This window comes from Lentilactobacillus diolivorans DSM 14421, assembly GCF_001434255.1.
Lineage (GTDB): Bacteria > Bacillota > Bacilli > Lactobacillales > Lactobacillaceae > Lentilactobacillus > Lentilactobacillus diolivorans.
Map to the genome: position 1 here is coordinate 1 of NZ_AZEY01000047.1, position 4425 is coordinate 4425.

The 4425-nt window shown below is 37.7% G+C and carries 4 protein-coding genes; 1 reads left to right on the top strand and 3 read right to left on the bottom strand.

The window, feature by feature from the left end; all coding sequences use genetic code 11:
• Positions 1-72 precede the first annotated feature (72 nt).
• Genes FC85_RS05105 through FC85_RS05115 form a run of 3 tightly spaced genes read right to left on the bottom strand, consistent with a single transcriptional unit; the run spans position 73 to position 3050 of the window.
• The gene (locus tag FC85_RS05105; RefSeq protein ID WP_057864478.1) at positions 73-888 is read right to left on the bottom strand and encodes a carbohydrate ABC transporter permease; all 816 of its coding nucleotides are present in this window, start codon (positions 886-888) and stop codon (positions 73-75) included.
• Positions 889-891: 3 nt separating this feature from the next.
• The gene (locus tag FC85_RS05110; RefSeq protein ID WP_021355944.1) at positions 892-1746 is read right to left on the bottom strand and encodes a carbohydrate ABC transporter permease; all 855 of its coding nucleotides are present in this window, start codon (positions 1744-1746) and stop codon (positions 892-894) included.
• 5 nt (positions 1747-1751) lie between these two features.
• Positions 1752-3050 (bottom strand): ABC transporter substrate-binding protein, encoded by a 1299-nt coding sequence (locus FC85_RS05115; protein ID WP_057864479.1) that lies wholly within the window; start codon positions 3048-3050, stop codon positions 1752-1754.
• Between the two features lie 127 nt (positions 3051-3177).
• Between FC85_RS05115 and FC85_RS05120 the strand changes: the two genes are divergently transcribed.
• Positions 3178-4317: an ABC transporter ATP-binding protein gene (locus FC85_RS05120; RefSeq protein WP_057864480.1), complete on the top strand. Its 1140-nt coding sequence runs from the start codon at positions 3178-3180 to the stop codon at positions 4315-4317.
• The last annotated feature ends 108 nt before the right edge of the window (positions 4318-4425 follow it).

The following is a 4425-nucleotide window of genomic DNA, read 5'->3' on the forward strand; positions in this document are numbered from 1 at the left end:
CAACAGACTGCCATTGAAAGATTCCGGGCTTGTTCGGATTAAACTTGTAATTTGCCAGATTAAATCCAATCTTTACTTGATAGCTCCTTCTGTCACACTTGTCATGACTTGCTTTTGCAATAGGAGGAACAGAATAATAATCGGAACCATTGACAAAACAAGTCCGGCTAAGGCTAATTGCCATTGGCTGTTTGTTTCACCGAAGAAAGAATACATCTTAAGTGGAATCGTGTACATGCCATCTTTATTAACGACTAGTGATGGTAACAGGTAGTCATTCCATATTTTCATTGCATTCAAGATAACAACTGTACCTGTCATTGGGCTGACCGCTGGAAAGATAATATAAACAAAGGTTTTAAAAGGATAGGCTCCATCTAAAGCAGCAGCTTCGTCAAGAGTTTTTGAGACTCCTTGAAAAGCCCCATAAAAAAGAATAATTGAGAGGCTTACTGATAACCCGGTGTTCATAATGACCAGACTCGTTCTGTTAAGGAAATTAACTTTGCCAAAAAGTGAAAGAAGCGGGATCATAATTGACTGAAAAGGGATCAGCATAGTGCCGGCACAAAGATAGTAGAGAATTGAACTGAAAGGCCCTTTAACACGAGAAAGAGCATAGGCAGCAACTGCCGAAACCAATGTGATTACAATGACACTGGCTACTGTGATAACTAAAGAGTTAAAGAAACTGCTTGTAAAATCAAGCGCCTGGTAAGCAGTTTTGAAATTTGAAAACGTAAAGTCCCGTGTAAACCATAACGGGTTTTGAAAAATTCCCCTTTTTCCCTTTAAAGCATTGATAATAACAATGATAAAGGGGTAGAACCAGAATAGGGCAATGATTCCAAAAAGAAAGCCAAGTAAGATTTTAGTTGATTTTTTCATCTTCTATCCCTCCCGCTTTCTTGAAAGTGCTAATTGAATAAAGGAAACAATGGTTACACAAAGGAAAAGGATAATTCCGGCTGCCTGAGCGTATCCCTGCTGGAAGTTTACAAAAGCAGTATTATAAATATACATCGAAATCATCTCTGTGGAGCGGTATGGGCCACCATTTGTAAGTGCTAAGTTTTGCTCATAGAGTTTAAACGAGTTGGCAAGTGTTAGAAATAGACTGATTGTAAAGGCTGGCGCCAATTGTGGCAGCTTGATGAAAAAGAAAATCTGGGTTGCTTTTGCACCGTCTAGAACAGCTGCTTGAATGGTATTCTTAGGAATTGCATTCAAGAAAGAAATATAGATTAACATAATATAACCGCTCATCTGCCAAACAAACAGAATTACTATCCCCCAAAAGCCTGTTGAAGGGTTGCTCAACCAACCTTTGAAAAAGTCAAGATGAAAAGCAGCGGCAATTGCCTGAAAAGCAGAAGTAAAAATGAATTGCCAGATAAAACCAAGTAGTATTCCGCCGATCAGATTTGGCATGAAGAAGATGGTTCTGAGTGATTTTGTGAGTCTGTTGTTGTGACTGGTGACGATTAACGCAAAAGCCAAACCGACTAAGTTAATTAGAATTACTGAAACAAAAGAAAATTTAACTGTTAGCCAAAAACTCTGCAGAAAGGTGGAGTCTTGAAAAAGGACTTCAAAGTTTTTCCAACCAATAAAAGAAGAGCGTAAACCATTGGAATCGGTAAAGGAATAATAAATTCCTATCAGAAATGGTACGACAATAATCAATAGTATAAAGAAAACTGCTGGTAAAACAAAAGCCAGATATTGATGTTTTTTGATAAGCATTTTTATCACTCCCCACTTTGGATTTCCCTGAGCTGTCGATATTTAGCCGATGTTTCCTTTTTCAATTCTTTCCAAGAGATCCCATTTACAAAATAGCGCTGTATATATGGCCCAAGTGCTTGGTTAGTAAAGCCATTCGGGTACTGTTTGTGAACAGGAGATTGTGCGTTTTTGGAAGTGCCGATCCGATAAATTTGTTTAGAAAGATCATCAGGCAGCCTCGAAACATCAAAGTTTTTAATTGCAGGAACGAAACGCATTTCGTTAATGATTACGTTCTCAGCTTCTTTTGAAGTATACATCCAGTTAATAAAATCTTTAGCAGCTTTTTGCCGCTTGGGATGATCTTTAGTGATTCCTAAATACCATGAGGAACCGGTCAAAAGACGGTCAGTACCATCATTTTTAACAAAGAACGGTAACATGCCAAGATTTTTTTGCACGTATCCCTTTTCCAGACCATCAAGCGTCGGAATAATCCAATTTCCTTGAGGTATCATAGCAACTTTACCATTGAAAAAAAGGTCTTGGACAGAAGGATCATATTTAACTGAAAGAATCGGTTGTACATTATATTTTTTTACGAGATCATAATAATTTTTCATTTGCCTCTCGTATTTCCAAGGGAAAGTTTTGCTTTTGAAAGCTTTGACAAGATTATTGTTGTACGGCAGAGAAGTAAATTGTGCTGAAACAGAAGCAATTGAATTGGTATCAGCTCCGTTAAAGCCGAAAACGGCATCGATTCCAATCTTCTTTTTTTCTGAATTGAGTTTTTCAACCGCTTTCAAAAATTCAGAATAGTTATTGATCTTTGAGGCATCAATCCCAGCCTTAGCGAACACAGCTTTGTTATACGACCAGCCATAAGCCTCAAGATTGACTGGAATTCCAACCATACGTTTATTTGAAATTCCACCGCTAACAAGATTTGGTACTATGTTTTTACTTGCCTTAAGATCTTTTAGATTAATCAAATGATCCTTATACCGATCTATTTCAGGTAGCCCGCCAAGCATAATAATATCTGGAGCTTCCCCAGAGGCAAACTTCGCTTGTAAAGCAGCGGCCCCACCGCCTTGACCTGAAGTAGTAATTTGGATATTGACGTTGGGATGTTTAGCATGATACATCCGCGCTAATTTTTGATATTGTGCGGTTATTTCAGGCTTTTGATTAAAAAAGTTAAGTGTAATTTTTGAATTTTTTTCCTTTTGCGAGCTAAAACTACAACATGTTAAGACAATTAATGATAAACTCAACATAAAAGTTAGCTTAGCGATTTTAAAAAATCTTTTTTTCATGTCTTCCGCCCCGATTCATTGTCAATTGTTTGTCAAGAGCACCATTCTTTCTTACCTAAATTTTATGTTTTCATTATGAATCACTGCAGAAACAAAAACAAATAATAAACTCGAGGAGGCGTTTCTTATGAGTAAGATTCAAATCGAACACCTTTATAAGCGTTATGATAATGCGGAAAATGATACCCTAAAGGATATCAATCTTGAGATTGATGACAAGGAATTTGTTGCAATTATTGGACCATCAGGTTGTGGTAAGTCTACACTATTGCGTTGCTTTTCAGGTTTGGAAGAAGTTACAAAGGGAAAAATTAATGTAGATGGAAAGCGCTTCGATAATATTCCACCGCAAAAGCGCAGCATTGCAATGGTTTTTCAAGATTATGCATTATATCCACATATGACTGTTTACAATAACATGGCGTTCAACTTAAAACTTAGTAAATTTTCTAAAAGTGAAATTGATTCACGGGTCAAGGAAGCAGCACAAAAGCTTAATCTCACAGACTATTTGGCTCGTAAACCCGCGCAGCTTTCTGGTGGGCAGCGACAAAGAGTTGCTTTAGGGCGTGCAATGGTGCGCGCACCTGAAGTCTTTTTAATGGACGAGCCGCTTTCTAATTTAGATGCGAAGTTACGTGTTTCAACGAGGCAGGATATTATCGAGCTACATAAGCAGCTTGGAACTGTAACGATTTATGTAACGCATGATCAAGCTGAGGCGATGGCAATGGCGGATAAAATCTTGATCATGCGAGACGGAGTGGTACAGCAGTATGGTAAACCTGAAGAACTTTATGATAACCCGCGTAACCTCTTCGTTGCTCGTTTTATCGGTTCTCCCAGCATGAATATTTTAAAGGGTACTCTTTCGAACAAGGGAATTTTTAATTCAGGTGGTGTAAATTATGACCTTAGTGAATTCGTGAAAAAAGAAGTTTTGCCAACGGATAAAAGAAAGATTGTACTTGGCTTTCGGCCTGAGAAAGTAACGCAGGTAAAAAAGTCAGGAGATAATGATACAGCTCCTGAAAATTCTGCACAAAAAGAGGGGTTTTTTGTACTTTCTGCAAGTAAAAATCTGGCTGAATACATGGGCGGCCATACGCTTGTCTATCTAAAAACTAAAGATGGTGTTAATATTGTGACTCAAACGCCTAAAAGAATTCCTAATGATGATAGCCACAAAAAATTAGATCTTTATATTCGTAATTCTAATATTTATCTGTTTGATGCTAAAAGCGGTCTGACACTTCAAAATGGTTAGCTTTACCAGATAAGAAAGAAAACGGTTAAGTTGGAGAGAAAGATTTGCTTACGGCAAATTACAAGTTTAATCCGAACAAGCCCGGAATCTTTCAATGGCAGTCTGTTG